Consider the following 25,891-nt stretch of genomic DNA (forward strand, 5'->3'; position numbering starts at 1 on the left):
TCACCAGTGCCCGAAGGCGACACCATTTACGCGCTGGCGCGCCGCCTCCATGAGGTGCTGGCGGACGCGACCCTCACACACACCGACTTCCGAGTTCCTCGCTGGGCCCTCACCGACCTGTCCGGAGGTCGCGTCACTGCGGTTCGGTCCGTCGGCAAACACCTCTTCATGGATGTCGAGCGAGATGACGGCAGCGCCGTCTCGATCCATTCTCACTTGAAGATGGAGGGCGCGTGGGACGTCCACCGGCTGGGAACGCGGTGGCGCAGACCAGGCCATTCGGCGCGCGTGGTGCTGCGCGCAGGCGACACCGAGGCCGTCGGCTTCAACCTCGGAGTGCTCGAGGTGGTCACCGACCCGGCTGCGGCGGTCGCCCATCTCGGGCCGGATCTGCTCGGCGACGATTGGGATCCGGATCTGGCGGTGACGAACCTCGCCGCCGATCCCGACACACTCGTCGGCGCCGCCTTGCTCGACCAGCGTCTCCTGGCCGGTGTCGGCAACGTCTTCCGCAGCGAGATCTGCTTCCTTCAACGGGTGTCGCCGTACACCCGGACCGGCGACGTGGACCTTCCCGCTGTAGTGCAGACGGCCCGCAGGCTGCTGTGGGACAACCGGGTGCGCAGCGTTCGATGCACGACCGGCGTGCTGATCCGAGGCAAGGAACTGTGGGTGTACGGACGCGATCGGAAGCCGTGCCGGCGTTGTGGGGAGGCGATCGTCCGCTCCGACCTCGACGGACGCGTCGTGTACATGTGTCCTCGGTGTCAGGCAGGAGCCGCCGCCGGCGGGTGAACTGCGGCCGACGTCCCATCCAGCGGACGGTCCCACCCCGCGCGAGCCCGCGGCGTCCTACGTTCGGCGGAACCTGCCATCGGAGAATCGAGAGAAGGACCTGCCCGTGGACATCGCCGAACGCATCGACGCACTCGAACAGATCGAGGAGATCAAGACGCTCAAGTACCGATACTGGAGAGCCTGCGACGCCAAGGATCCGCAAGGCTTCCGGGACGCATTCGTCTCGTCGGGCGCACGCATCGACTACGGCAGGCTCGGTTCGTTCGACGACGTCGAGCCCATGGCGCAGATCTTCGAACAGGTCGCGCTCCACACGGTGGACGGCAAACACGTCATCTTCGACATGCATCACGGCATGCATCCCGACATCACGCTCACCGGACAGCACACCGCGACCGGCAGGTGGACATTGCGGTTCCGCCAGGTCAATCTCCTGGAGAACACCGAGACCGTCTCCACCGGCGAGTACCGAGACGAGTACGTCATCGAAGACGGTCGGTGGAAGACGTCGACGTGCTCCTTCACTGAGACCTGGTCGATGACGCGTCCCCTCGATCCGGCGGCCACGGTGTCCGAGGGAACGTTCGGGAGCATCGGATGAAGTTCGGAGTGTCGCTGTTCACCTGCGATCGAGGCATCACTCCGGCGGCGGCCGCTCGGTCCGCGGAGGCACACGGCTTCGACCACATCTACGTCCCCGAGCACACGCACATTCCCGTCGTCCGGAGTTCCAACCACCCGGCGACCGGCGACGAGACTCTGCCCGACGACCGGTATCTCAGAACACTCGATCCGTGGGTCAGTCTCGCGTCGGCCGCGTCGGTCACCGAGCGGATCGGTTTGGGCACCTCCGTCGCACTTCCGCTGGAACATGATCCGATCGCGCTCGCGAAGACGATCGCAACTCTCGATCACCTGTCGGGCGGTCGGGTCACGTTCGGCGTCGGGTTCGGATGGAACCTCGAGGAACTAGCAGATCACGGCGTTCCGCCCGCGAAACGACGGACTGCGCTCAAGGACTACCTCGCCGCCATGCAGGCGCTGTGGACGTCCGACGAGGCCGAGCACGACGGGCCGTTCGTGTCCTTCGGACCCAGCTGGGCCTGGCCCAAACCAGTGCAGCAACCTCGACCCGAGATCCTCCTCGGTGCAGGCGGAACGGAGAAGAACTTCGAGTGGATCGTCGCTGCAGGCGACGGTTGGATCACCACTCCGATCGAGGAGGCAGTCGAAGGCGGCATCGAACGCCTGACAACGCTGTGGGAGCAGGCCGGCCGCGACGGGTCGCCGCGGGTGGTCGTGCTGGGAGACGCTCCGGATCCGGGCGCCCTCGCGCGGTGGCGAGACGTCGGCGTGTCCGAAGTGGTCTTCTCACTTCCCGACGACACGGCAGACACAGTCGAGACCTTCGTCGCTGAGTTGGCGACCGCCGTCGCACCGTTCCGGTAGATCCCGGCGTCAACGCCGGCGACGTTTCCCGGTCTGGAACCGAGGAACGTCGCCAACGTGGCGAGATGAGTCTTCCGCCCCGCGCACACGTGACCATCGCCCCTCGCCTCGGCGTCCATCCGGTCCAAGAATGGAGGCATGAGCAACGATCCGGTGACCGTGATGACCGACGACCAAGCGTGGGAGATGCTCACCGGCACCGTGTTCGGTCGGGTGGCGGTGTCCGTCGATGACCGTCCCGACATCTTCCCGGTGAACGTCCACGTCGACGCCGCGGCGGGGACGATCCTCCTGCGAACCGCGGAGGGCACCAAACTGTCGATGATGGCGGTCAACAGCCACGTCGTCTTCGAGACGGACGCTTTCACCAGCAGGGTCGGCTGGAGTGTCGTCGCCCGAGGACGTGCCCGCGTCCTCGTCACAACCGACGAGGTCCTGCGCGCCGATCAGACCCCACTGCGCCCATGGATCCCGACGTTGAAGACGCAGTACGTCGAGATCACCGTTGACCGCGTCACCGGGCGACGTTTCACGATCGGGCCGGAGCCTCAGCGAATCATCTCCTGACGATCTGGCGAGGGTGAGGTCATCTGGGAAGCATGGTTTCGCGTGCGAATCCGATGACCTCACCCGCGTCGATGTGCACGGACTGCGCCGCGGTGACCGCGTTGGCTTCCAGGTAGGCCGACACGATTCTCTCGCCCGCTGCATACCCGGCGCCGGTGGGAACGCCGACCGGCGCAGTCCCGAAGAGGCTCGCGGCAGAGTCCCCGTGAATCCACGCGGTGAAGTTCTGCATCCCCGTCACGTCGAGCCCTGACGCGACCTTCGCGACGACGGCGTAGTCGTCGCGCGTCGATTGGGAGACAAAGTGGGTGTACCCCAGATCGCCGTACAGTTCAACGGCGAAGTGGTCGGCAAGCCCCTCGGCCACGACCTGCTCACCGACGGTCACGGTCTGCGGATCCCACACGATTCCGCCTGGGGCGTATCGGACATTGTGGTGGAGTTCGTGCACTGCGATCGCTTCCAGGCGGTCCAGGACGACGTCGGTCGGCCAGACCGTGATCACGATGAAGCCGCTGATCCCGCCGAAGGCCGAAAGACCTCTCACCTCATCCATGAAGTGTGCATTCGTCGGGTCACCGACGACGAGGAGGACAGTCAGATCAGGCACCACGACGCCGGGAACAGCGGCTGCGATCGTGTCTGCCCCACGTCTCAGCGCCTCACTCAGCCGGTTCCATGCGTCGTGCTCGGCCAGTCGGTCGACTGCCCCGCGGACGACATCGGTCGCACCGACAACCGGAAATCCGAAGTTCTGCCGGTGCACCTGCTCCAGGTCGAGTCGGCCGGGAACGAACCGATACATGTCGCGCATTGGGGACCACATCGCACGGACACCGTCAGCCCGTGAGCCCTCTTCCCCATCGAGTATCGCCGTCATCGCCGCCGCGCTGTCAATCACTGAGATCGTCATGCCGCCGACGGTAGAGCCTGACGTCAGGTGAGACTCAAGCTCGTGTCCAGGGCCAACATCTACTCCGGAACGGGAACAGGCTCGAGGATCTCTCGTCGTGCCTCGGGCGCAGCGGCGCGCAGGGCATCCGCGGAGGAGTCGTCGGGCTGTCGCTGCGACGCGATCTCTGCCTCCACTCGCGCCGTGTAGTTCTCGACCTCCCACGCCGTGGTCGCTTCGTCCCAGCCCAAGATCGGGGCCATCAGCTCAGCCACTTCGCGAGCGCAGTCCACTCCGCGATGGCTGTACTCGATCGCGATCCGCGTGCGACGGGCCAGTACGTCCTCGAGGTGCAGGGCGCCCTCGGTCGCAACGGCGTACACCACCTCGGCGCGCAGGTACTGCGGCGCGGCGTCGAGTGGCTTGAGCAGCGACGGGTCGGCCTCCGCGTCGTACAGCACGTCGTCGAGCAGTGAACCGTAGCGGTTCAGGAGCCGGCGGATGCGATACGGATGCAGTCCGAATCGCTGCCCCAGGTGCTCACACTGGTTGATGAGCGCGAAGTAGCCGTCGGCGCCGACGAGCGGCACCCGCTCGGTGATCGACGGCGCCACCCGTGACGGCAGGTAGTCGGTGCACGCGTCGACGGCGTCGGCGCCCATGACGCGGTACGTCGTGTATTTGCCACCCGCGATCGACACCAGCCCCGGCGCGACGACGGCCACCGCGTGCTCGCGCGAGAGTGTCGAGGTGCCTTCGTCTTCACCGGCGAGAAGGGGCCGGAGTCCTGCGTACACGCCTTCGATGTCGTCGTGCGTCAGCTTGGTGACCAGTTCGGTGTTGACTCGATCGAGGATGTAATCGATGTCCTTGCGCGTCGCAGCGGGGTGCGCGAGGTCGAGGTTCCAGTCGGTGTCGGTGGTGCCGATGATCCAGTGGGTCTCCCACGGGATCACGAACAGCACCGAACTCGCGGTCCGCAGGATGATCGCCGTCTCGCTGACGATCCGGTCGCGGGGCACCACGATGTGCACGCCTTTGGAGGCGCGGACAGTGAAGTGGCCGCGCTGTTTCGACAGTGCCTGGACCTCATCGGTCCACACACCGGCCGCATTGATCACACAGTGGGCACGGACTTCCGTGGTCTCACCGGTCTCGCTGTCGCGGAGCTTGACGCCCTTGATTCGGTCGGCCTCCGTGAGGAATCCGATCGCCTGAGTCGAGGTGCGGACCACCGCACCGTAGTTCGATGCCGTGCGGGCGAGAGTGAGGCTGTGGCGCGCGTCGTCGACGACAGTGTCGTAGTACCGGATCCCACCGATCAGCGAGCTGCGCTTGAGTCCGGGCGCCACCCGCAGCGCACCGGACCGCGAGACGTGCTTCTGGCCGGGGACCGACTTCGCGCCGCCCATCCGGTCGTACAGGAAAAGGCCTGCCGCCATGTAGGGCCGCTCCCAGAAACGTCGGGTGAGCGGCGCGAGGAACGGCAGCGGTTTCACCAGGTGAGGCGCGAGGAGACGCAGCGACAGTTCGCGTTCGCGCAGCGCTTCTTTGACGAGCCCGAACTCGAACTGCTCCAGGTAGCGCAGACCGCCGTGGAACATCTTGGACGAACGGCTCGATGTACCGGACGCGATGTCGCGCGCCTCGACGAGCGCGACCCGCAGGCCGCGAGTCGCGGCGTCCAGCGCCGCACCGACTCCGACGACACCTCCGCCGATGACGACGATGTCGAACTGCTCGGTGCCGAGTCGTCGCCATGCCTCATCGCGGTAGGCGGGGCTCAGGTCGGCGGGCCGGTCGGGGTTGAACTCGCTGTCCATGGGCATCGAGCCTACCGGAGAGCAACCGGATGTGACGTGACACACTGTCCAACGTGAGTTCTCCCGGACAGTACGTCGTCTCGATCGATCAGGGCACCACCTCCACGCGCGCGATGGTCTTCGACCGCGCCGGGACGGTGGTCGCCAGCGAACAACTCGAGCACGAGCAGATCTTCCCCCGCGCAGGCTGGGTGGAGCACGACGCAGTCGAGATCTGGCGCAACACCCGACGGGTCGCCGCCGCCGCTCTCGCCGCTGTGGAGATCCTGCCCGGAAACATCGTGGCCTGCGGCATCACCAACCAGCGCGAGACGACAGTCGTGTGGGACCGGGCGACCGGCGAGCCCGTCTACAACGCCATCGTCTGGCAGGACACGCGCACCGATGCGATCTGCCAGGAACTCGCCGAAGACGGTGGCGTCGACCGCTACCGCAAGCGGACCGGGCTCCCCCTCGCCGCGTACTTCGCGGGCCCCAAGGTGCGGTGGATCCTCGACAACGTCGACGGCGCCCGCGAACGCGCCGAACGAGGCGAGCTGGCCTTCGGCACGATCGATTCGTGGCTCGCGTGGAACATGACCGGCGGCCCGAACGGCGGGCTGCACGTCACCGACGTGACGAACGCGTCGCGCACCTTGCTGATGGACCTGAGCACCCTGCAGTGGGATCCGGAGATCTGCGCCGAGATCGGCGTACCCATGTCGATGCTGCCGGAGATCCGCAGCAGCTCTGGCGTGATCGCCCCGCTGCGCAAGGAAGGCGCACTGCCCGGCGTTCCGCTCGCAGGCATCCTCGGCGACCAGCAGGCCGCCATGTTCGGTCAGGCGTGCCTGGAGCCCGGAGAAGCGAAGAACACGTACGGCACCGGCAACTTCCTGCTGCTCAACACCGGCACCGAGCCCGTCTACTCCGAGCACGGCCTGCTGACCACGGTCTGCTACCGGCTCGATGGAGAAGACGCACGCTACGCGCTCGAAGGTTCCATCGCGGTGACCGGATCGCTCGTCCAGTGGCTGCGCGACAATCTCGGTCTCATCTCCGATGCTCGCGAAGTCGAGACGCTCGCCAAGCAGGCCGACGACAACGGCGGCGTCTACTTCGTCCCGGCGTTCTCCGGTCTCTTCGCACCGCGCTGGCGTGCCGACGCGCGCGGCGTCATCGTTGGACTGACCCGATTCGCGAACCGAAATCACATCGCCCGCGCAGTGCTCGAGGCCACCGCGTACCAGACGCGCGAAGTGATCGAGGCGATGGAAGCCGACTCCGGGGTCACCCTCCACACACTGAAAGTGGACGGCGGAATGGTCCTGAACGAACTGCTGATGCAGTTCCAGTCCGACATCCTGTCGGTACCCGTCGTCCGACCCGTCGTGAACGAGACGACCGCTCTGGGCGCCGCGTACGCGGCGGGCCTTGCCGTCGGCTACTGGGAGAGCACCGACGACATCCGCGCGAACTGGGCGCAGGGCGGACGTTGGGATCCGTCGATGCCCGACGCCGACCGCGCCGCGCTCTTCGCAGGCTGGAACAAGGCCGTCGAGCACAGCTTCGACCTGGCCTGACTCAGATTTCGACCACATCGAGCCGCAGAACCTCTTGACATACAACCGAATGGTTGTATGTTTGAGACATGACCGAGGACGACGAGGACAGGGCGGACGCCATGTTCCACGCGCTCTCCGACAGAACGAGGCGGGACATTCTCCGCCGCGTCCTCGCCGGGGAGCACTCGGTCAGCGCACTGGCGGAGAAGTACACGATGAGCTTCGCCGCCGTGCAGAAACACGTCGCCGTTCTCGAGAAGGCCGGACTGCTGACCAAGCGGCGCGACGGCCGGCAGCAGTTGGCCTCGGGCGACGTGAACGCCGTCCGCTCGGTGACGTCGATGCTCGCCGACATCGAGCAGATCTGGCGCGGACGGATCGCCCGCATCGATGAGCTCCTCGCCGCCGACCCACCCGAATCCCACTGACTCACCACCCATCACACAAGGAGACGAAGCCATGCCTGTCATCTCAGCAACCCCCGACCTCGACAACCTCACCCTCACGATCACCGCGGAGTTCGCGGCACCCGTCGACCGGGTATGGCAGGTGTACGCCGACCCGCGTCAGCTCGAGCAGATCTGGGGTCCGCCCACGTACCCCGCCACGTTCGTCGACTTCGACTTCGCGCCCGGCGGCCAGGCCCGCTACTACATGACCTCGCCCGAAGGCGAGAAGTTCGGCGGCTGGTGGAAGTTCACCGCCATCGACGCGACGACCTCGTTCTCGTTCACCGACGGATTCGCCGACGGCGACCTCAACCCGGTCGACGGGATGCCGGTGTCGACGAACGTCTACGAGTTCTCACCGACCGAGACGGGCACACGGGCGGTGTACACGTCGACCTACGCGTCCGCCGAAGACCTCCAGAAGGTCCTCGAGATGGGTGTTGTGGAAGGCGCGTCGATGGCGATCAACCAGATCGACGCACTGCTCGCCGCCTGACGTTCGTCACACCACGAGTGGACGGCCGGATCGCACCCATGCGGTGATCCCGCCGTTCACTCGTTTCGCGGACCGGCCCAGACCGACGAGCACGGCGACAGCGTCTGCCGAGGCCAGGCAGTACGGCCCCGAGCAGTAGGCGACGACGTCCGCAGATTCGGGAAGCTCCGCAATCCTGCGGTCCAGATCTGCGACCGGAATCGACACGGCGCCCTCGACGTGGCCTCGGGCGTAGTCGTCCGCGGACCTCACGTCGACGAGCACAACGTCGTCCTCACGGAGCCTGCGGTCGAGTTCGGCGACGTCGACACTCTCCATCGGCGGGCGTCGCCGGTACAGATCGGCCAGTTCGTCTCGCAGTTCCGCGAGTGAACCCGCCGCGTAGTCGGCGAACGCGCCGAGGAAGGCCGACGTCGCGCTGTCAGCGATCCGATAGTGGATGTGGACACCCTCACGCCGTGACTGGACCAACTGCGCCGCACGGAGCTGCTGCAGCTGTGCCGACGTGTTCTTGACGGGGAGTCCGGTGGCCTCGGCGAGCTCTTCGACGGTGTGCTCCCCCGTCTCGAGCCGATCCAGCAAGCGCAGTCGCAACGGGTTCGACAGCGCCTTGCCGATACGTGACAGCTGACTGTAGATCTCGTCGTCGCCACTCACGACGACGCCTCCACCGGTTCGCGTCGCCACGCTCTCGCAGCAGAGAACTCGGCGAACGCGACTACGACGCCGAGCACTGCGAGAACCGCGAAGCCGAAGCTCAGCAGGCGCGCCGAGTCGACGATGTCGGGTCCGCCGAGGGAGACGAGCACACCTGCGAGCGCCGACCCGAAAGCGTTGGCGATGAGCTGGCTCGTGTTGAGACCGGCAGAGGCCTGTGCAGCCTCCGCGTCGTCGGTGCTCACCCGCATTCCGGCGGTGAACCAGTGCGCCATGGCCATGCCGATGCCACACCCCGCGAACAACAGCGTGACGTACCACCCGACGACCACCCAGCCGCCCGGATCCGCCACCTGCAGCAGCCCGTAGGCCAGCAGACCGACACCGAGGACGATCGGCCCCGCGACCCGCACCGCCCGCCGCATCCGATCGGTCTCGGCACCACTGCTCCAGATGGATGCGATGGTCCAACCCCAGGAGATCGCCGCGCCGAGGAAGCCCGCCGCAAGAGGCGACAGGCCGCCGATCCGCTGACCGAACAGCGGAATGAACGTCTCCACGGTCGACACCGCGGCGAGCACCACAATGGCGAGGTAGATCCAGCGCAGCGGCGAGCGCCCCCGGTACGTCATCTCAGGCAGTACTCGACTGGTCGCGCCACGCTCGTACAGGATGAACGCGGCCGCCGCGATCGCCGCGACGCCGAGAAGCGCGACAGTGGCGGCGCCGTCCACGATCGACGCGATGCTGACTGCAGCGGCCGTCGAGGTCAACAGGGCGAGCGAGATCCACGGCACCGGGTCGGACGACACACCCGCCCCCGCGCCCGACGGAAGAGCGCGGAACGTGAGGGCGACCAGACCGAGGGCGATCGCCGCGAGAAGGCCGAAGGCTCCACGCCAGAGCCCGATCTGCGCGAAGAATCCGCCGACGATCGGACCGACGACATTGCCGACGCCCCACATCGCCGACATCAGGGCGATCGCTCGCTGCCATAGATTCGGCGGCAGAACCGTTCTGACGACGGCGAATCCGAGGCCTGCGAGGAGCCCGGCCGCGAGCCCCTGCAGTCCTCGCCCGACGAGCATGACGACCATGGTCGGTGCACCGCCGGCGATCGCGGTGCCGACTGCAAAGGCGATGAATCCGGTCGAGTACGACCATCGCGCCCCGAACCGCGCGAGGAGGCGACTGACCAGCATCGACGAGATGACGGATGCCACCAGGAACACCGTCATCGTCCACGAGTACAGCTCTTCGCCGCCGATGTCGGCGATCGCGTTCGGCAGCAGACTCGTCGTCAGATACACGTTGATCGCGTACAAGGCCACGCCACCGGCCATCACGATCACCGACGCACGATGATCACGCCCCATCAACTCACGCCAAGAACCCATATTCCAAAGATTATTAGAATATGTGCTCGTGGTCCAGTCAGTCGAGGTCGTCGTGCCGAACGAGCTGACGCGCGGCCTCGGCGACGGAACCCGACAGCGACGGGTACACCGAGAACGTGCTCGCGACCTCGGACACCTGCAGCTTGTTCTCCACTGCCAAGGCGATCGGCAGGATCAGTTCTGAGGCGTTCGGCGCGACGACGACGCCACCGATCACCACACCGGTCGCGGGGCGGCAGAAGATCTTGATGAAGCCACGACGCAGCCCGGACATCTTGGCCCGGGGATTGGTCTTGAGCGGCAGCATCACGGTGCGGGCCGGGTACTCCCCCGCGTCGATCGCCTTCTGCGACACTCCGACGTTGGCGATCTCGGGACGCGTGAAGATCGCGGACGCGACGGTCTTGAGCCGCAGCGGGCTGACACCCTCGCCGAGCGAGTGGTACATCGCGATGCGGCCCTGCATGGCGGCGACGGATGCGAGCGGCAGCAGGCCCGTGCAGTCGCCTGCCGCGTAGATGCCGGGCACCGAGGTGCGCGACACGCGGTCGACGGTGATGTAGCCACCACGGTCCACCGCGACGCCAGCATCCTCGAGCCCGAGGCCCTCCGTGTTCGGAACCGAGCCGACAGTCATCAGGACGTGTGTTCCGACGACGGTCTTGCCGTCCGCGAGGTGAACTGTGGCAGTGGTCTCGTCGCGCGTCACCTCATCGGCACGAGCGTGCTTGATGAGTGTGACTCCACGCTCGGAGAAGGCGTCCTCGAGAACGAGTGCAGCGTCCTCGTCCTCGTGCGGGAGCACACGGTCGCGGCTCGACACGAGGGTCACCTTGACTCCGAGCTCGGTGTAGGCGTGGGCGAACTCGGCTCCGGTGACACCCGAGCCCACGATGATCAGGTGCTCTGGCAGTTCGGTCAGGTCGTACAGCTGTCGCCAGTTGAGGACGCGCTCGCCGTCGGGCACCGCAGTCGGAAGCACACGCGGTGATGCGCCGGTCGAGATGAGGACGACGTCGCCTTCGAACTCCTGCTCCGTGCCGTCTTTGAGAGTGGCCACGACGGTGTGCGCACCGATACCCGGCTTGGTGTCTGCGAGTCGTGCACGCCCCGACACGATCTTGACGCCCTCGGAAGTCAGGCGCGCACGGATGTCGGCCGACTGCGCGAACGCGAGGTCCTTCACGCGCTGGTGGATGCGCGGAAGGTCGATCTGTGAGGCGTCCACCTGCACGCGGACGCCGAGGTCCTGTGCGCGTCGGACGTCGGTGCGAATGCCGGTCGATGCGATGAACGTCTTGGACGGAACGCAGTCCCACAGGACGCAGGCGCCGCCGGGTCCGTCGGAATCGATCATCGTGATGTCGGCGCCGTACGCTGCGCCGGCCAGTGCCGCCTCGTACCCGGCCGGGCCTCCACCGATGATGACGATTCTGGACACAGTGGCACGCTCCTGTACGAAGTGGGACGGATTGACTACTCAAACTTAGCCGGGTCGCGGTTCCGCCGCATCGCGGAAGCGAATAGGCTGGCCGCGTGCCCATCTACGCCGCGTACGCCTCGAACATGGATCCTGCGCAGATGCTGCAGCGAGCTCCCCACTCGCCGATGTCGTCGACCGGCTGGTTGTGCGGCTGGCGGCTGACGTTCGCGGGCGACGACATCGGCTGGGAGGGATCCCTCGCGACCGTCACCGAAGACCGCGACGACCCGGACGCTCGAGTGTTCGTGGTGCTGTACGACGTTCCCGATGAGGACGAGAAGAATCTCGACCAGTGGGAGGGCACCGAGCTCGGTGTCCACCGCAAGATCCGGGCGCGCGTCGACACCGCTGACGGGCCCGTGCTGGCGTGGCTGTACGTGATCGACGGCTACGAGGGCGGCCTTCCGTCGGCCCGGTACCTCGGTGTGATGGCGGACGCCGCCGAAGTCGCAGGCGCACCCGCCGACTACGTCCAACGCCTCCGCCTGCACGAAGCGCGCAACGTCGGCCCCGGCCCCGCCGCGCCCCTCGACGACGACTGACCGCGTCTCGGCTGCGCTCCCCGAACAGGGCGCGCTCGACGGACAGGGTGCGCTCCCCGATCCTCGAGCGCAGTCGAGAGGTGGGGCTCAGACTCCGAGAACCACTCCCGCCAGGGTCGCGATCCCGACGCCGAGTGCGCGTTCGTCGATGTCGAAGTTCGGTTGGTGAAGGTCGCACATCGGTCCGGTACCGCTCCACACGCCGAGTCGCGCCATGGCGCCGGGCACCTTCTCCAAGTACCAGGCGAAGTCCTCCCCGCCGGGCGACTGCGGTGTGTCGACCTCTGCATCGGGACCGATTCCGGCAACGGCGTGACGCAGCATCTGGACCGAGTCGACGTCGTTCACCACCGGCGGCACACCGCGGAAGTATGTGATGTCGCACGCGACGCCGAGCGGTGCCGCGATCTCGCCGATCACGCTGCGGACCAGCGGTTCGAGCAGCTGCCACGTCTCGTGATCACCGGTCCGGACGGTGCCGCGCATGCGACCCTCTTGCGGGATCGCATTCGGAGCGTTGCCGGAGTGGACGGCGCCCCAGGCCATGACGGTCCCCGACCGCGGGTCGACGCGGCGCGACAGGATGCCGGGCAGCCCGGTGATGATCGCGCCCATCGCGTACACGAGGTCGCTGGTGAGGTGCGGGCGTGAGCTGTGACCGCCGGGCCCGTGCAGATGCACTTCCACTCGGTCGGCCGCAGACGTGAGCGGCCCGGGTCGCAGGCCCACGGTGCCCACCTTGAGATGGGGGTCGCAATGCAACGCGAAGATCCGACTCAGCCCGTCGGTCACCCCGGCGTCGATCGCGTCGAGCGCTCCTCCGGGCATCACCTCTTCGGCGGCCTGGAACAGCAGGCGCACACCGACTTTGAGGTCGCCCGCCTTGTGGATCTCGTTCAGCAGCATGCCGACGCCCATCAGGATCGCGGCGTGCGCGTCGTGTCCGCACGAGTGCGAGACGCCCTCGTTGCGCGACGCGAACGGCAGGCCGGTCTGCTCGGGGACGGGCAGCCCGTCGAGGTCGGCGCGCAGACCGATGCGCGGTGCGTCGACCGGTCCGAGATCGCACACCACACCGGTGCCTTTGGGCAGCACGGTCGGGGCGAGACCGGCCTCGGTCAGGACACGTACGACGGTCGCGGTCGTCTTCGTCTCGGCCATCGACAGCTCGGGCGACGCGTGGATCTCACGCCGCAGGGCGATCACCTGGTCGAGGTTGGCGGCGAGCCAGTCCTCGATGACCGGATTCATCAGAGGAGAGTCGCCGGGGTCGGCGTGTTCAGATCATCGAGCAGCGGCAGACGCAGGCCGCGCTTGATGACGGCCTGGTTGTCGCCGACGAGCGCGGTCCGAGTACGGGCCACCTCGCGAGCACGTTCGAGAAGCGCGTCGGCACCGACGGCCTCGTCGACGATCCCGGCGGCGACAGCGTCGTCGCCGCCGTACCGACGACTGGTCAGCATCGCCTCGGTGGCGGTCGCATCCGGCATGCGGGTGCGGACCAGCGCGGCCATACCGCGAGTGAAAGGCATGTTGAGCGCAGCCTCGGGCAGCGACCAGAACCCACGATCGTTGCGCATGATTCGGTGGTCCGCACACAGCGCGAGCATCGCGCCCGCACCGAACGCGTGGCCGTTGATCGCGACGATCACCGGCGCGGGAACGGTCAAGACCTTGGCGTACAACGCGTGGACGGTGTCGAGGTACGCGGGAAGCTTGTCACCGTTGGCGAACACGTAGTCGGTGTCGAGGCCGTTGGAGAAGAACTTTCCGGTCGCCGAGATGATCAGCGGCTTCCGCGCGGCGACCGCCTCGTCGATCAGAGCGGTCACCGACGGCATCCACTCGACGCCGAATCGGTTCTCCGGATTGGTCTCGTCCAATTCGACGCCTTCGGCGCCCAGATAGAGCTCGGCTGCGTCATCGGTCACGTTCAAGTACGGCATAGCTGAGAACCATATCGTAGGGCTGAGAACCGTATCTTAGGCTTGTCCCATGGATCCGACCGTCGACCCCGATGCCGCCGCGATCGCCGCGGCAGCCACCATCTCCGCCGAGACCGACTGCACCCGACACGACGTGGCGGTGGTGCTCGGGTCCGGATGGGCGCCGGCCGCCGACGCGATAGGGACGCCGGTCGCCGAGATCCCGATGGTCCGCGTACCCGGCTTCACACCACCGTCTGCACAGGGTCACGCAGGTGTCATCCGGTCGGTACAACTCGAAGGCGTCCGGGTGCTCGTCCTCCTGGGGCGCACACACGCGTACGAGGGCCACGACCTGGCCCGGGTCGTCCATCCAGTCCGAACCGCTGCCGCGGCGGGCGCCCACACCGTGGTCCTGACGAATGCTGCGGGCGGCATCGCTCCGGGGCTGTCCGTCGGTCAGCCAGTACTCATCTCGGACCAACTCAATCTGACCGGTCGCTCACCGCTGCGCGGCGCGCACTTCGTGAACATGGTCGACGCGTACCGGCCGTCGCTGCGCGAGATCGCTCGGCGAGTGGATCCTGACCTCGTCGACGGCGTGTACGCGGGGCTGCCCGGCCCGCAGTACGAGACGCCCGCCGAGATCCGCATGCTGGCGACGATGGGCGCCGACCTCGTCGGCATGTCGACGGTCCATGAGACGATCGCCGCGCGTGCCGCGGGCGTCGACGTCCTGGGTCTGTCGCTGGTGACGAACCTCGCCGCGGGCATCACCGGTGAGGCGCTCGATCACGCCGAGGTGCTCGCCGTGGGCCGGGAGTCGGCGACGCGGATGGGCGCACTGCTCCGCTCGGTGATCTCCGAGATCGCCTGATGCTGTCGTTCGGGACCGCCGGTCTGCGCGGTCCGGTGCGCGACGGTCCCGACGGCATGAACGTGGAGAACGTCGTGCGTGCGACCGCCGGCCTCGCCGCGTGGCTCGTCGACAATGGCGACGCCGGACGGACCGTTGTGGTCGGCCGCGATGCCCGCCACGGGTCCGAGGCGTTCGCCGACGCCGCGCGCGAGGTGTTCGCGAGTGCCGGGTTCGACGTCGTCGGCCTGCCCGAGCCCGGCCCGACGCCCCTCGTCGCGTTCGCCTGCCGTGCGTTGGACGCAGCGGCGGGCGTCATGATCACCGCGTCGCACAATCCGCCCGCCGACAACGGCTACAAGGTGTACCTCGATGGAGGTGCACAGCTCATCAGCCCGGACGACCGGGACATCGAAGCCGCGATCGGCGCGGTCGATCCCTCATCCGTCCGGCGCACGACGCCGGTCGACGATGGCCGCGGCGGCCGGATCCGCGACGACTATCTAGCACGGCTCGCCGCCCGATTCCCTCGCTCCGACGGTCCGCCGGTGCGAATCGCGCTCACCGCGATGCACGGAGTCGGCGGCGCGCTTGCCGTCGAGGCACTTGCCCACGCCGGCTTCACCGACGTCCATACGGTGCCCGAGCAGTTCGCCCCCGACCCGGACTTCCCCACCGTCGCGTTCCCCAATCCGGAGGAACCCGGAGCGACCGACCTCCTGCTCGCCACCGGCCGCCGCGTGGACGCCGATCTCCTCATCGCCCTCGATCCGGATGCGGACCGGTGCGCGGTCGGGGTCCGAGACGGCGACAGTTGGCGCATGCTGACCGGCGACGAGACCGGTGCCCTGCTCGGCGATGCGATCATGCAGTCCGCCCCCTCGGGTTCGGTGGTCGCCAGTTCGATCGTGTCGGGAACGCTGATGCACACGATCGCCGTGTCGCGAGGCTTTGACGCGCGCCGCACCCTCACCGGGTTCAAATGGCTGGTCCGCGCCGGTGAACCACTCGTCTACGCGTACGAGGAAGCGCTCGGGCACTGCGTGGATCCCGACGCCGTCCGAGACAAGGACGGCGTCGCCGCGACAGTCGCGTGCGCGTTGATCGCCCGAGCCTGGCAGGATCGCGGCGGATTGTCGGCGGCACTGGACACGCTGATGGCCCGACACGGGGTCCACGTGACCAGCCAACAGTCGGTTCGCTTCGACGACGCCGCCGAGGGTGCGGCACTACTGCGTCGGTTACGTGAACGACCCCCGACCGCAGTCGGCGGCTTCACGATGACGGTCGCCGACTACGCCGACCGAACTGACGGACTGCGGACAGACGGCCTTGAACTGGTCGGGAGCGACGACGCAGGCGGAACGCTGCGCGTGATGGTGCGCCCGAGCGGCACCGAACCCAAGATCAAGTTCTACGGCCAGGTGACCCGGCCTGCCGACATCGATACCGTGAGGGCAGTCCGCGACCGCGCGGCCGCCACCTTGCAACGCGCAGTCGACAGTGTGCTGGACGCGTCACGCACCGAGGAGTCGAACCGATGACCTACCCGCCGAACGGGCAGTTCCCGAACCAGTATCCGACGAATCCGCCCGAGCCTCCTCGGTCGCAGTGGTCGTCCCCCGCTGTGGTGGCCGCGGTGATCGCCGGCGTCGTGGTCCTGGCAGGCGGTGTCATCGCCGCGGTGTACTTCGCCAAGAGCGACAACTCCGATACCGCGGGACCCACATCCTCCTCGACCGACCAGCAGGGGCCCGTATCGCAGTCGACGGTGACGGTCACCGGGACGCCGGACGTGACGACCACCTACACGCCGTCGCCGGCCACCACCACACAGACCCACGACGCACCCACCGTGATCGGCGCCGACCGGCAGGGATTCACATCGATCAGCGCGGCACGATGCAACGCCGACGACGACGCCGTGTTCGTCGGCTACACCGCACGCTCGCACGTCGTGATCTGCCAGGTCGGTTCGGACACCTCACGCCTGTACTACAAGGGCTACGCGGAAGGCGACTCGATCGAGGTCGGGTATCCGAGCCGGTCGGGCGACACCTTCGACGCGCAGAACGGCAGCACCGTCTACCGTGTGTCGCCGTCCGCGTTGACAATCCTCGTACCCGGCGACAGTCCCACCGTCGAGCCCATGATCAGTTCCTGGGTGAACTGACCTTCCGCACCCGCCACGCAGCGACGGTGGCCACCGCCATCACCGCGGCGACCGGCCACAGCGCCGACACGCCCCACGCGACGTAGAGCAGCGCACCGAGCAGCGAGCCCGCGGCCAACGCCGACCACATGCCGAGATAGCGGACCCACCTCCACCGGGGACCGCCGAGCAACGCCGCACCGACCTGTTGGGCCGCTTTGACAAGCGTCCCGGTCATGTACGTCAGCCCGATCGACACTTCGCCGTCCCGCAGGAACGTCGCGTTCATGACGCCCATCGCGACCGCGACCCCGAGGATCGGCGGGACTGCCGACGACATGACACTCAGCGCGGCCGAAGCGGCCACCAACAGAGTCGACGCCGCCAGGACGGTGACGCGGCCGTCGCGCACTCGGGAGAGCAGTGCGCCGATGACGCCGCCGACGAAGAACAGCACGATCAGACCGACCGCACGCCCGGCATCGGCCCAGCGCAGGTCGACGGCTTCCGCCGACATGCGCGTGGTGTTGCCGCTCATGAACGAGACGAAGTACCCGCCGAGGTGCAAGAATCCGATCGCGTCGAGGCTTCCCGCTACGGCGGCCAGCACGAGTGCCAGGGCCACCTCGCGGCCACGTGCAGACTGCACCGAGTCAGCGGGGGCCGAACTGGCGGTCGCCTGCGTCGCCGAGTCCCGGCACGATGAACGAGTCCTCGTTGAGATGCTCGTCGATCGCGCCGATCACCAGGCGCAGGCCGCGGTGCGCGGACCCCTGCAGTGCGGCGACGCCTTCCGGAGCGCCGACGACACACACCGCGGTGAGGTCGGTGGCGCCGCGTTCGGCGAGCAGGTCGAGCGTGTGGATCAGCGAACCTCCGGTCGCGAGCATCGGGTCGAGCACGTAGACGGGCTGGCCGGACAGGTCCGCGGGCAATGACGCGAGGTACTCGACGGGCTGCGCGGTCTCCTCGTCGCGTCCGACACCGACGAATCCGATCCTGGCGTCGGGCAGCACCGCCAGCGCCGATTCGAGCATGCCCAGACCCGCACGAAGGACCGGCACGAACATCGGTGGCGTCGAGACGCGTGCTCCGGGCGCGACGGCGACCGGCGTCTGGACGTCGATCTCATCGACGTCCACGTCGGCGAACGCCTCGTAAACCAGCATCTGCGACAGGCGGGCGAGCGCGCTGCGGAACGCCGTGTTGTCGGTGGCCTGGTCTCGCAAGATCGACAGCCAGGCACGGGTCAGCGGATGGTCGACGACGCGCACATGCACGCCGTCGTCGGAAGCCGAAGTCATGCGCAGATCTTATGCCGGGCCCGATCACCTCGGGCGGTAGAAGCCCTCGAAGGTCTGCCCGGCGTTGGTCGTCCGCAGAGGCGTGACACCCACCGGATCGCCTCCGGTCTCGACGAACTGGTTGTTCCCGATGTACATCGCGACGTGACCGGACCAGACTGCGAGATCACCCGGCATCAGTTCAGACTGCGACACTTGGACGCCCGCGAGGTCCTGATCCTGCGCGAGTCGCGGCAGATCGAGTCCGGCCTGTCGATACGCCCATTGGGTGAATCCGCTGCAGTCGAAACCGTCGGTGGTGGTGCCTCCCCACACGTACGGGGTGCCTTGGACACTCAATGCCGCCCTCACGGCACGTGCGGCACGTTCGTTCGGCGCCTGCACCACGGTCCCGTCGGGCAGCACGACCTGCGTCCCCGTTCCGCCGACCGAGGTCGGCCCGGCGCCTCGCGGACTGACCTCAGCGGGCGCCCGATGCCGCTCCAGCGCCGCCGTGTCGTCAGCCAGTTCAGTCTGCGCCCGCCTGACCACCGCGACTCCACGCTCGATGTGGTCGAGCGCGAGCGGAACCAATGCGGCGAGCCCGGCAGGAGTCGCGACGGACCCGAGCGCACCGGCGGCCGCGACGAAGGAGTCCACAAGTCCGTTCAGTTCGGTGTTCGCCGCTTTGACGTGCGCGGCCGCCGCTGCGATGACGGTGGCGACATCGGCGCCGTCGTCTCCGACGGTGCGGTCGGTCTGCGCCAGGACCCGTACTCTGGCCGCCGCCGCGTCAGCGCCGGTCCCCCGCCATCGCGCCGACGTCGCCGTCATCGTCCGCTCGGACTGGTCGGCAGCCGCTCCGAGGGTCTGTGTCGACTGAGCCAGCGCTGCGGTGGCCCCCGTGGGAAGGTCACCGGTGCCCAGCGTTGCGATCAGCACCTTCAGCGGCGCGATGAGCACGTCGGCGATCATGCCGTCACCTTCTTGGCGCCGTCGGCGTCACAGCAGGTGTACGCGCAGCAGGCCGCCGTGGTTCCGACCGACGTGTTCGTGTGTGCCGTCGACAATGCGTCGAGCTTCCTTGTCCGTTGCACCGTCACGTCGGCGAGGGCGGCGAGGAATCCGGCGCCGATCAGTCCGAAGACCGGCGCCAATGCGCCGGTGTCGAGCCGTTCGGCGTCGGCCTGGTCACGAACCCGGTCGGCGGCGCCCCGCTGCGCGTCGGCGACCGTGCGTAGTGCGGTCTGGTCAACTGTCACTGCCTTCATACTCAGTTGGACGCACGGAATCAGCGTTCGGTTCCACGGTGTCCGGCGTGTCGCGTCAACCGAATGTGAACGTGAACCAGGAGACGCCAGGCGAGACGTCGAAGGTGAGCAGCCGGCTTCGGGGACCGCCGTCTGTCAGCCGATACAGGCGAGGGACGCCGTCGACGTCGATCACCCGGTCGGGACGTCCGTCCTGGTGCACCACTACCCGGCCGCTGCCGCCGAGAACCGCGTTCACGTCGTCGGCTGTGCTCGCCAGCCGGATCCGAGCCTCGGCCCGAGCCGTGACCGACTCGTCCCCGACGTCGAATCGACCGGAGAGCCCGTACGTATCGTCGGGTTGCCGCGCCGCGAGCGAGAAGTCGTTCGGCCCGTTGGTGAGGTCAGGCGATCCCGCGTAGACGCCACTCGAGCGCGTCGACGACAGGTACATCTCCGGTGACACGGCGCTGGACGGCGTCGACGTGTCGGCCGTGTTCACCGGCGCGGGCAGAACCGCACCGGGCGACGCCGCGCGCAGCAGGTCCCGGATGCCGTTCTCGACCTCGCGATAACGCCCCTCCCCGAAGTTCGCGGCGCGGATCCGACCCGTGGCGTCGATCAGGTACTTGGCGGGCCAGTAGCGATTGCCAAACGCCTGCCAGATCGCGTAGTCGTTGTCCTGCACCACCGGATAGTCGATGCGCTCGGCCCCGATGGCCGACGCCACGTTGCCCGAGTCCTTCTCGAACGCGAACTCCGGAGTGTGCACACCGACCACGACCAATCCGGCGCTCCGATACGCGTCGTACCACTGTCGAACGTGCGGGCCGTCGCGCAGACAGTTGATGCACGAGTAGGTCCAGAAGTCGACGAGGACAACTCGTCCACGCAGGTCGGAAGCAGTCAACGGCCGACCGTCAGCGGTGTTGAACCATCGCCCACCGCCGTCGAACCCGGGTGCCGCGCCGCAGTCGGCGAGACCGTCTGCCTCCCCGCGGCACGCGGCGTCGCCGGAGTTCGAGCGACCGAGCGCGTCGTTCACGGCATCAGAGTTGGAGAGCGCACGATCGGCGGCCGCCGTGTAACTGGGAAGTGCCGCTTGCAGACGGGCCGGGGCGTCCACCACCAGTGCCGCAGCGAGTCCGATGAGCACCACGCCGCCGACGATTCGGAAGGTGCGCTGACGACTGCGATACGCCGCGAGCCTCCTCGATAGGGATGCCCCGGCAGCGGCGAACACCGCGAGCGGGAGCGCCGCGCCGATCGCGAAGGCCACCGTCAACACCACTGTCCGCCAACCGATCTGACCGGTGGCACCGGCCACCGAGATCGCAGCCAGGACCGGACCGGCACACGGCACGTACAGCGTTCCGAGCCCGATGCCGAGCAGGTACGGCGCGAAGCGTCCACCTCGCCCTGCGGAGGTGAACGCAGGCATCCGCGCGAACGGCCGCTCCAACAAATGGGACACCTGCGGCACGATCAGCCCGACGCCGATCAGGATCAACAGGACGATGCCCGTCCACCGCAACACCGAATCCGGCAGCCCGAGTGCGCTGAGGATCAGTGTGCCGAGCAGCGAGATGATGCTGAAACTGGTGACGATTCCGGCGATGATCGCGGGAGTCCGCCATCGATTCGGGGGATCCTCTGCGTCGTCGGACACCGCCGATCGCGATCCGCCGGTCACAAAAACGATCGGCAGCATCGGCAGCACACACGGCGACACTCCTGTCACCAGCCCGCCTGCCAACCCGACCAGAATCACCGTCAGCACGACACTCTCCTCACTGACCACGCCGCAGTCGGACGCTCGTCATCAGTGATTCGTCACCGTGCCCCGCAGGGATCGGTCGTCATCGCATCGGGATCGTCACCACCATCGGCGACGACGGCTGGTGGGAGCCCGCCATCGGTTCGACGGACAGGCCGATGTCGCCCGGTCGATCCATGTCGGCCATCACGACCGACGTGTCGCCCGCACCGCTGCGGACAACTCCCGCGCTCTTCTTCCGACCCCCGACGGTGATCCACACCTGATATCCCATCTCGGGCTCGGTCGCGGGGAGGTCGGCGACCGTCACGACGGTGGCACGCATCGACGGCGCGTACATCGCGGCGATGGTGCCGTCGCCGACCGTTCCGGTGGCCTTCTCCATGTCGGGGGCGGCAAGAACCTGCCGCATCGTGTCGTCGTGCAGCACGATCGGAGGCGCGTCCCCGGCGCGGTTCGACGACCACACCGCGGCACCGATCCCTCCCCCCACGACGACAAGCCCCACAGCGGCTGCGACCATCAATCGCTTGGCGCGTCGGTCGTGCCTGGGCTTCGGCGAGTGCGTCGCGGCCAACACCGCCGACCGCAGGCGTTCAGGCACCTGTTCGACGTCGGTGGACATCATCGCCGCGGCTTCACGCAGGTTGTCGAGTTCCGCGCCGCAGCTCGGGCAGTCGTCGACGTGGCGGAGGAGGCGTCGGCGTTCCACGTCGTCGACGGCGTCGACCGCCAGGGCGCCCAATGCGTCGAGCGGATGTTCGTCCGTGGTCATCACAGGCCTCCCATGCAGGTCCGGAGCCGTTGCAAGCCGTCGCGGATACGAGTCTTGACAGTCGCCGGGTTCACGGCGAGGACGGCGGCGACCTCGGCGTATGTTCGGCCGCCGAAGTACGCGAGGTCGATCGCTTCTCGCTGTCGGCCGGTGAGCCCGTCGAGGCAGCGACGGACGCGGCGTGTCTCGTCGCGGTCGACCGCCGCCTCGCTCACCGTGTCATGACCGGACGGACGTGCCGCCTCGTACGCGATGTCTCTGCGGTTCGCCGCCGAGTCGTGGCGCACCGTGTCGACTGCGCGCCTATGGACAAGAGTCGTGACCCACGCCGTCGCCGATCCGCGACTGCGATCGAACGACGCCGCATCGCGCCACACCTGAAGCCACGCGTCCTGAACCACCTCTTCGGCCAACGACGCGCTGGCGACCACTCTCCGCGCCAGCGCCAGATTGCGCGGCGCGAGCGCGTCGAAGAGGGTCGCATACGCGTCCCTGTCGCCTGTCGCCACCGCCTCGAGCAGTTCCTCGGGCTGAACTTCCACAGTTCTCACACCCTCGATTCGTCGCGAGCCCGTCCAGAGATTGGTCGTCGATCAGAACCAATCCTTCGCCTCGGCCGTCGCGAATCGGTGAATGAGGGGCGCGATCGGCGCGTCCACACATCGAAAGGCACGACATGTCGACCACCAGCTCGATCTCCCCCCGCACCGTCGCCGGAGCAGTTCTCGCCGGAGCCGCCTCCCTCGCCCTGCTCACCGCCTGCGGAGACGACTCCTCATCCGATGAGTCGCCGACGAGCGGGATGACACAGCCGATGTCGTCGACCATGATGATGCCGCCGATGTCGTCTGACCCGAAGATGTCGCCCGAGATGACAAGCCCTGAGATGTCTCCGCAGGTCACAAGCCCTGCAATGACACCGGGCATGACCATGGACCACTGATCGGTCACGTTGTCGTCACTCGTTCCAGAGTCCGTTTCGGGCCACTGACCAGGGTGCGTGCAGCGGGATCGACAGAACATGACTACGCTCTGTGATCATGGCCGGAGACATTGTCCCCATCGAACTCGGACTCACCGAAGGCAACCTGTTCACACTGTGGGCCCCACGCTGGCGCGAGGGCGACGACGAGTGGGAGGCGTTCCTCGGTCTCGACGAGGATCTGTACGCTCTCGACTCCGTCGCCGAGCTCGCCGCATTCGTGCGCGGTGACGACGACAACGACCTCGCCGATCATCCCGCGTGGGAGACGATCAAGCAGCTCCAGGCCGACGAACTGGTGCCCGACGACCGTCACTCCTATGACCTCGTCGGCGTGCCGGAGCTCGCCGCAGAGGACCCGCGTGCCGAGGTGGTCGCCGAACTCGAAGACGCACTCGAGATCGTGCGGATCATCGGCGAGGTCTGCGAGCTGGCTCCGATCACGAAGGTGTTCACCGGCAACCCCATCCTCGGCGCCGTCACCGTCGGCACCGACAACTTCGCCGGACGTGACGGCGTGGACCTGTGGGTCCGCATCGGCCGCATCATCGCGAAGAACTGGGACGACGTCCTCGACGCTCTCGACGAGGTCATCTCGCGCCCCAAGGTGGACGCCGCGGCTGTCGAAGAAGCCGAAGAGGAGCTCGCCGCAGCTGCGTCGGCCGAAGACGAGGACGAGCCGGAAGACGAAGACGGCGTCGACTCGATCGACGACGAGGACGAGGAGTCTGACGAAGGCGACGACGAAGACGACGATGATCTCGTCGACGAGGACGACTTCTGGGCGGCCGTCGGCATCGACCCGATCCGCATCTACACCGATGAGGGCGAGTTCCTGACTCTGCGCTGCTATCTCGGCGACGATCCGCTGTTCCTCGGTTCGAAGGGCAAGATCTTCGGCTTCGGCTCCGAGCGCGCACTGACCCGCTTCCTCGCTGACGGCAAGGGCCACGACCTGGCGAAGCTCTCCACCTTCGCTGATGTCCGGAGCGCCGCCGAGACCGCGGAGATCGAGTACCAGGTGCTCCCGGAGAACGTGTACTCGTTGCAGGGCATCGACGAGGACATCCTCGATGGTCCGCGCCGCGTCGACTCCAAGCAGCTCGATCTCGCGGTCGAACTGCTCACCGACGCCGCGGACTACGCGGGGATCGACACCGTGGGTGAGGAACTCGCGTCGACCACGCCCCTCGGCTGGTTCGTCGACTACACGATCAACCCGGACCCCAAGCGCCTCGCTCCGTCGGGCCCGTTCGACAACGAGGCCGAAGTGTGGCGCGCCCTCGTCGTCGACTTCGAGGACCGTCTCACCAAGCGCGGCTAGCATTTCCGACGCTTAAGGGGCGATTCGGTGTCACCTGGTGACACCGAATCGCCCCTTAGTGCGTCATCCGTCGAATCGCTGCGACTTCAACCTCGCGAAACCCGGCTTGATGACGCCGTCGATGAGGGCGATCCGTTCGTCGAACGGCAGGAAGGCCGACTTCATGGCGTTGACCGTGAAACGTTCGAAGTCGGCCCAGTCGTAGCCGAACTGCCGGTGCAGGAGCATGAACTCCCGACTCATCGACGTGTCGCTCATCAGCCGGTTGTCGGTGTTCACGGTGACGCGGAACCGGAGTCGGGCCAGCACGTCGAACGGGTGGTCGGCGAGGGACGCGACGGCGCCTGTCTGCACGTTGCTGCTCGGGCACAGTTCGAGGGGGATCCGCTTGTCGCGGACGTAGTGCGCGACTCTGCCGAGCGTCGCTCCGTCGACGGGTCGACCGGGAGATACTCCGCCGCCGGGCAGCGTCACGTCGTCCATCACTCGTACGCCGTGACCGAGGCGCTCCGCACCGCAGAACGCGATCGCCTCGTGGATCGACGGCAGCCCGAACGCCTCCCCTGCGTGGATGGTGAAATGTGCACACTCGCCGCGCAGATACTCGAAGGCGTCCAGGTGGCGGCTCGGCGGGAATCCGGCCTCGGCGCCCGCGATGTCGAACCCGGCGACGCCTCGGTCACGGTAGGTCACGGCGAGTTCGGCGATCTCGCGGGATCTGGCCGCATGCCGCATCGCGGTCACCAGACACCGCACGACAATCGGCCGACCCTGTGCGCGAGCCTCGTCGGCGCCCTCGGCGAACCCCGCGAGCACTGCCTCCATCACGTCGTCCAGGCTCAGGCCCTTCTCCACGTGGAGTTCGGGTGCGAACCGGACCTCTGCGTAGACGACCCCGTCTGTCGACAGATCTTCCACACACTCCCGCGCGACACGAGTCAACGCCGACGCCGTCTGCATCACACCGACGGTGTGCGCAAACGTCTCCAGGTAGGTCTCCAGTGACCCGCTGTTCGCAGCCGTCGCGAACCAGGTCGCCAGTGCGTCCGCGTCGTCGGCGGGAAGAGCGCCGTACCCGGTCTCATGAGCGAGTTCCAGTACGGTAGCCGGGCGGAGACCGCCGTCGAGGTGATCGTGCAGAAGGACCTTCGGCGCCGTGCGGCACTGCTCCTCGGTGATCATGCTTCGACCGTATCCGCGTTCGCCCGACCGCGCTCGCGGAGCGGATCGACCATTAGGGTCGACGACACCCTCTCGTCACTGCGAATTCGCTTGAGGTCATTAGATTCTCGATCCATGAAACGTCGTCTCGCCGCGGCCGCAGCCGCCGCCTCCGTGGTTCTCGGCGCTGTCGCCGTCGGACCTGTCCACGCCGTCGATTCCAAGCATTCGATAGACCTGCAGTCTCACCGTGGCGGACGAGGAGAACACACCGAGGAGTCCCTGTACGGCTTCGCGAAGTCACTGGAA

Annotated in this window: 28 protein-coding genes; 13 read left to right on the top strand and 15 right to left on the bottom strand. The window is 67.5% G+C overall.

The genetic code is table 11. From position 1 onward, the window contains the following. Positions 1-6 precede the first annotated feature (6 nt). The 4 genes from GM1_RS14175 (at position 7) to GM1_RS14190 (ending at position 2,814) form a co-directional block, all read left to right on the top strand. Positions 7-795: a DNA-formamidopyrimidine glycosylase family protein gene (locus tag GM1_RS14175; RefSeq protein WP_008379861.1), complete on the top strand. Its 789-nt coding sequence runs from the start codon at positions 7-9 to the stop codon at positions 793-795. A gap of 106 nt (positions 796-901) precedes the next feature. After that, positions 902-1,399 carry a nuclear transport factor 2 family protein gene (locus GM1_RS14180; protein ID WP_008379862.1) on the top strand — a complete coding sequence of 166 codons (498 nt, stop codon included), beginning with the start codon at positions 902-904 and terminating at the stop codon, positions 1,397-1,399. Continuing rightward, positions 1,396-2,247 (top strand): LLM class F420-dependent oxidoreductase, encoded by an 852-nt coding sequence (locus GM1_RS14185; RefSeq protein ID WP_008379863.1) that lies wholly within the window; start codon positions 1,396-1,398, stop codon positions 2,245-2,247. The genes GM1_RS14180 and GM1_RS14185 overlap by 4 nt, the downstream gene beginning before the upstream one ends. A gap of 138 nt (positions 2,248-2,385) precedes the next feature. Continuing rightward, positions 2,386-2,814, top strand: coding sequence for a pyridoxamine 5'-phosphate oxidase family protein (locus GM1_RS14190; RefSeq protein ID WP_008379865.1), 429 nt, complete (start codon positions 2,386-2,388; stop codon positions 2,812-2,814). A 19-nt stretch (positions 2,815-2,833) separates the two neighbouring features. On the opposite strand, the gene GM1_RS14195 is transcribed toward GM1_RS14190, so the two are convergent. Then, complete coding sequence (locus GM1_RS14195) at positions 2,834-3,727, bottom strand: DUF2268 domain-containing putative Zn-dependent protease (RefSeq protein WP_040520196.1); 894 nt, start codon at positions 3,725-3,727, stop codon at positions 2,834-2,836. Positions 3,728-3,786: 59 nt separating this feature from the next. Continuing rightward, the gene (locus GM1_RS14200) at positions 3,787-5,529 is read right to left on the bottom strand and encodes a glycerol-3-phosphate dehydrogenase/oxidase (RefSeq protein WP_008379868.1); all 1,743 of its coding nucleotides are present in this window, start codon (positions 5,527-5,529) and stop codon (positions 3,787-3,789) included. Between the two features lie 113 nt (positions 5,530-5,642). On the opposite strand from GM1_RS14200, the gene glpK reads away from it, so the two are divergent. The 3 genes from glpK to GM1_RS14215 all read left to right on the top strand — a co-directional run bounded on the left by glpK (position 5,643) and on the right by GM1_RS14215 (position 8,018). After that, positions 5,643-7,091, top strand: coding sequence for a glycerol kinase GlpK (glpK, locus tag GM1_RS14205; RefSeq protein ID WP_052005422.1), 1,449 nt, complete (start codon positions 5,643-5,645; stop codon positions 7,089-7,091). Positions 7,092-7,159: 68 nt separating this feature from the next. Then, positions 7,160-7,501 (top strand): ArsR/SmtB family transcription factor, encoded by a 342-nt coding sequence (locus GM1_RS14210; RefSeq protein ID WP_008379871.1) that lies wholly within the window; start codon positions 7,160-7,162, stop codon positions 7,499-7,501. A gap of 31 nt (positions 7,502-7,532) precedes the next feature. After that, positions 7,533-8,018 (top strand): SRPBCC family protein, encoded by a 486-nt coding sequence (locus GM1_RS14215; protein ID WP_008379872.1) that lies wholly within the window; start codon positions 7,533-7,535, stop codon positions 8,016-8,018. Positions 8,019-8,024: 6 nt separating this feature from the next. On the opposite strand, the gene GM1_RS14220 is transcribed toward GM1_RS14215, so the two are convergent. Genes GM1_RS14220 through GM1_RS14230 form a run of 3 tightly spaced genes read right to left on the bottom strand, consistent with a single transcriptional unit; the run spans position 8,025 to position 11,513 of the window. Then, positions 8,025-8,675, bottom strand: a complete 651-nt coding sequence (locus GM1_RS14220; RefSeq protein WP_008379874.1) for an ArsR/SmtB family transcription factor — start codon at positions 8,673-8,675, stop codon at positions 8,025-8,027. Further along, on the bottom strand, positions 8,672-10,072 hold the full coding sequence (locus tag GM1_RS14225) for an MFS transporter (RefSeq protein ID WP_008379875.1): 1,401 nt from the start codon (positions 10,070-10,072) through the stop codon (positions 8,672-8,674). The genes GM1_RS14220 and GM1_RS14225 overlap by 4 nt, the downstream gene beginning before the upstream one ends. A 37-nt stretch (positions 10,073-10,109) precedes the next feature. Beyond that, positions 10,110-11,513, bottom strand: a complete 1,404-nt coding sequence (locus GM1_RS14230; RefSeq protein ID WP_008379877.1) for an NAD(P)H-quinone dehydrogenase — start codon at positions 11,511-11,513, stop codon at positions 10,110-10,112. Positions 11,514-11,608: 95 nt separating this feature from the next. On the opposite strand from GM1_RS14230, the gene GM1_RS14235 reads away from it, so the two are divergent. Beyond that, on the top strand, positions 11,609-12,097 hold the full coding sequence (locus GM1_RS14235; RefSeq protein ID WP_008379879.1) for a gamma-glutamylcyclotransferase family protein: 489 nt from the start codon (positions 11,609-11,611) through the stop codon (positions 12,095-12,097). An 87-nt stretch (positions 12,098-12,184) separates the two neighbouring features. Here GM1_RS14235 and GM1_RS14240 read toward each other — a convergent pair whose 3' ends face one another. Continuing rightward, positions 12,185-13,348 (bottom strand): amidohydrolase, encoded by a 1,164-nt coding sequence (locus GM1_RS14240; protein WP_008379881.1) that lies wholly within the window; start codon positions 13,346-13,348, stop codon positions 12,185-12,187. Beyond that, a complete protein-coding gene (locus tag GM1_RS14245) occupies positions 13,348-14,043 on the bottom strand; it encodes an enoyl-CoA hydratase/isomerase family protein (protein ID WP_008379883.1) in 696 nt (231 codons plus the stop codon). Before GM1_RS14245 ends, GM1_RS14240 begins: the two co-directional genes overlap by 1 nt. Positions 14,044-14,092: 49 nt before the next feature. Between GM1_RS14245 and GM1_RS14250 the strand changes: the two genes are divergently transcribed. From GM1_RS14250 to GM1_RS14260, 3 genes are read left to right on the top strand one after another with little or no spacing between them, the layout of a single operon-like run. Then, positions 14,093-14,899 carry a purine-nucleoside phosphorylase gene (locus GM1_RS14250; protein ID WP_008379884.1) on the top strand — a complete coding sequence of 269 codons (807 nt, stop codon included), beginning with the start codon at positions 14,093-14,095 and terminating at the stop codon, positions 14,897-14,899. Then, entirely contained in the window at positions 14,899-16,422 is a 1,524-nt protein-coding gene (locus tag GM1_RS14255; protein ID WP_008379885.1) for a phospho-sugar mutase, read from the top strand. The genes GM1_RS14250 and GM1_RS14255 overlap by 1 nt, the downstream gene beginning before the upstream one ends. Further along, positions 16,419-17,051: a hypothetical protein gene (locus tag GM1_RS14260; protein WP_008379886.1), complete on the top strand. Its 633-nt coding sequence runs from the start codon at positions 16,419-16,421 to the stop codon at positions 17,049-17,051. Before GM1_RS14255 ends, GM1_RS14260 begins: the two co-directional genes overlap by 4 nt. Here GM1_RS14260 and GM1_RS14265 read toward each other — a convergent pair. From GM1_RS14265 to GM1_RS14295, 7 genes are all read right to left on the bottom strand, one after another. Then, positions 17,032-17,655, bottom strand: a complete 624-nt coding sequence (locus tag GM1_RS14265; protein ID WP_040520198.1) for a YoaK family protein — start codon at positions 17,653-17,655, stop codon at positions 17,032-17,034. The two genes, GM1_RS14260 and GM1_RS14265, sit on opposite strands and share 20 nt — an antisense overlap. Before the next feature lie 28 nt (positions 17,656-17,683). Beyond that, the gene (gene upp, locus GM1_RS14270) at positions 17,684-18,334 is read right to left on the bottom strand and encodes a uracil phosphoribosyltransferase (RefSeq protein WP_008379890.1); all 651 of its coding nucleotides are present in this window, start codon (positions 18,332-18,334) and stop codon (positions 17,684-17,686) included. Between the two features lie 24 nt (positions 18,335-18,358). Continuing rightward, the gene (locus tag GM1_RS14275; RefSeq protein ID WP_008379893.1) at positions 18,359-19,288 is read right to left on the bottom strand and encodes a C40 family peptidase; all 930 of its coding nucleotides are present in this window, start codon (positions 19,286-19,288) and stop codon (positions 18,359-18,361) included. Further along, positions 19,285-19,575, bottom strand: coding sequence for a type VII secretion target (locus tag GM1_RS14280; RefSeq protein WP_157436025.1), 291 nt, complete (start codon positions 19,573-19,575; stop codon positions 19,285-19,287). Before GM1_RS14280 ends, GM1_RS14275 begins: the two co-directional genes overlap by 4 nt. Before the next feature lie 64 nt (positions 19,576-19,639). After that, the gene (locus tag GM1_RS14285) at positions 19,640-21,343 is read right to left on the bottom strand and encodes a cytochrome c biogenesis protein DipZ (RefSeq protein ID WP_008379897.1); all 1,704 of its coding nucleotides are present in this window, start codon (positions 21,341-21,343) and stop codon (positions 19,640-19,642) included. 79 nt (positions 21,344-21,422) lie between these two features. Beyond that, complete coding sequence (locus GM1_RS14290) at positions 21,423-22,115, bottom strand: anti-sigma factor (RefSeq protein ID WP_008379899.1); 693 nt, start codon at positions 22,113-22,115, stop codon at positions 21,423-21,425. Beyond that, a complete protein-coding gene (locus tag GM1_RS14295; protein WP_157436027.1) occupies positions 22,115-22,666 on the bottom strand; it encodes a sigma-70 family RNA polymerase sigma factor in 552 nt (183 codons plus the stop codon). The genes GM1_RS14290 and GM1_RS14295 overlap by 1 nt, the downstream gene beginning before the upstream one ends. Positions 22,667-22,791: 125 nt before the next feature. Here GM1_RS14295 and GM1_RS14300 point away from each other — a divergent pair, with 125 nt between their 5' ends. Beyond that, positions 22,792-23,058, top strand: a complete 267-nt coding sequence (locus tag GM1_RS14300; RefSeq protein WP_040520202.1) for a hypothetical protein — start codon at positions 22,792-22,794, stop codon at positions 23,056-23,058. Between the two features lie 97 nt (positions 23,059-23,155). After that, on the top strand, positions 23,156-24,421 hold the full coding sequence (locus GM1_RS14305; RefSeq protein ID WP_040520221.1) for a SatS C-terminal domain-containing protein: 1,266 nt from the start codon (positions 23,156-23,158) through the stop codon (positions 24,419-24,421). 63 nt (positions 24,422-24,484) lie between these two features. Here the strand turns inward: GM1_RS14305 and GM1_RS14310 are convergent, their stop codons facing one another. Further along, on the bottom strand, positions 24,485-25,603 hold the full coding sequence (locus GM1_RS14310; protein WP_008379905.1) for an adenosine deaminase: 1,119 nt from the start codon (positions 25,601-25,603) through the stop codon (positions 24,485-24,487). Positions 25,604-25,891: the final 288 nt, after the last annotated feature.

It is taken from the genome of Gordonia malaquae NBRC 108250, assembly GCF_000344135.1.
GTDB lineage: Bacteria > Actinomycetota > Actinomycetes > Mycobacteriales > Mycobacteriaceae > Gordonia > Gordonia malaquae.

Bases quoted from the DNA above. Each gene is read 5' to 3' on its own strand.
- GM1_RS14260 (WP_008379886.1), top strand. From the start codon at position 16,419: ATGACCTACCCGCCGAACGGGCAGTTCCCGAACCAGTATCCGACGAAT.
- GM1_RS14240 (WP_008379881.1), bottom strand. From the start codon at position 13,348: ATGAATCCGGTCATCGAGGACTGGCTCGCCGCCAACCTCGACCAGGTG.
- GM1_RS14300 (WP_040520202.1), top strand. From the start codon at position 22,792: ATGTCGACCACCAGCTCGATCTCCCCCCGCACCGTCGCCGGAGCAGTT.
- glpK (WP_052005422.1), top strand. From the start codon at position 5,643: ATGGTCTTCGACCGCGCCGGGACGGTGGTCGCCAGCGAACAACTCGAG.
- GM1_RS14310 (WP_008379905.1), bottom strand. From the start codon at position 25,603: ATGATCACCGAGGAGCAGTGCCGCACGGCGCCGAAGGTCCTTCTGCAC.
- GM1_RS14190 (WP_008379865.1), top strand. From the start codon at position 2,386: ATGAGCAACGATCCGGTGACCGTGATGACCGACGACCAAGCGTGGGAG.
- upp (WP_008379890.1), bottom strand. From the start codon at position 18,334: ATGACTTCGGCTTCCGACGACGGCGTGCATGTGCGCGTCGTCGACCAT.
- GM1_RS14255 (WP_008379885.1), top strand. From the start codon at position 14,899: ATGCTGTCGTTCGGGACCGCCGGTCTGCGCGGTCCGGTGCGCGACGGT.
- GM1_RS14195 (WP_040520196.1), bottom strand. From the start codon at position 3,727: ATGACGATCTCAGTGATTGACAGCGCGGCGGCGATGACGGCGATACTC.
- GM1_RS14200 (WP_008379868.1), bottom strand. From the start codon at position 5,529: ATGGACAGCGAGTTCAACCCCGACCGGCCCGCCGACCTGAGCCCCGCC.
- GM1_RS14185 (WP_008379863.1), top strand. From the start codon at position 1,396: ATGAAGTTCGGAGTGTCGCTGTTCACCTGCGATCGAGGCATCACTCCG.
- GM1_RS14305 (WP_040520221.1), top strand. From the start codon at position 23,156: ATGGCCGGAGACATTGTCCCCATCGAACTCGGACTCACCGAAGGCAAC.
- GM1_RS14215 (WP_008379872.1), top strand. From the start codon at position 7,533: ATGCCTGTCATCTCAGCAACCCCCGACCTCGACAACCTCACCCTCACG.
- GM1_RS14245 (WP_008379883.1), bottom strand. From the start codon at position 14,043: ATGCCGTACTTGAACGTGACCGATGACGCAGCCGAGCTCTATCTGGGC.
- GM1_RS14275 (WP_008379893.1), bottom strand. From the start codon at position 19,288: ATGATCGCCGACGTGCTCATCGCGCCGCTGAAGGTGCTGATCGCAACG.
- GM1_RS14225 (WP_008379875.1), bottom strand. From the start codon at position 10,072: ATGGGTTCTTGGCGTGAGTTGATGGGGCGTGATCATCGTGCGTCGGTG.
- GM1_RS14290 (WP_008379899.1), bottom strand. From the start codon at position 22,115: ATGACCACGGACGAACATCCGCTCGACGCATTGGGCGCCCTGGCGGTC.
- GM1_RS14250 (WP_008379884.1), top strand. From the start codon at position 14,093: ATGGATCCGACCGTCGACCCCGATGCCGCCGCGATCGCCGCGGCAGCC.
- GM1_RS14210 (WP_008379871.1), top strand. From the start codon at position 7,160: ATGACCGAGGACGACGAGGACAGGGCGGACGCCATGTTCCACGCGCTC.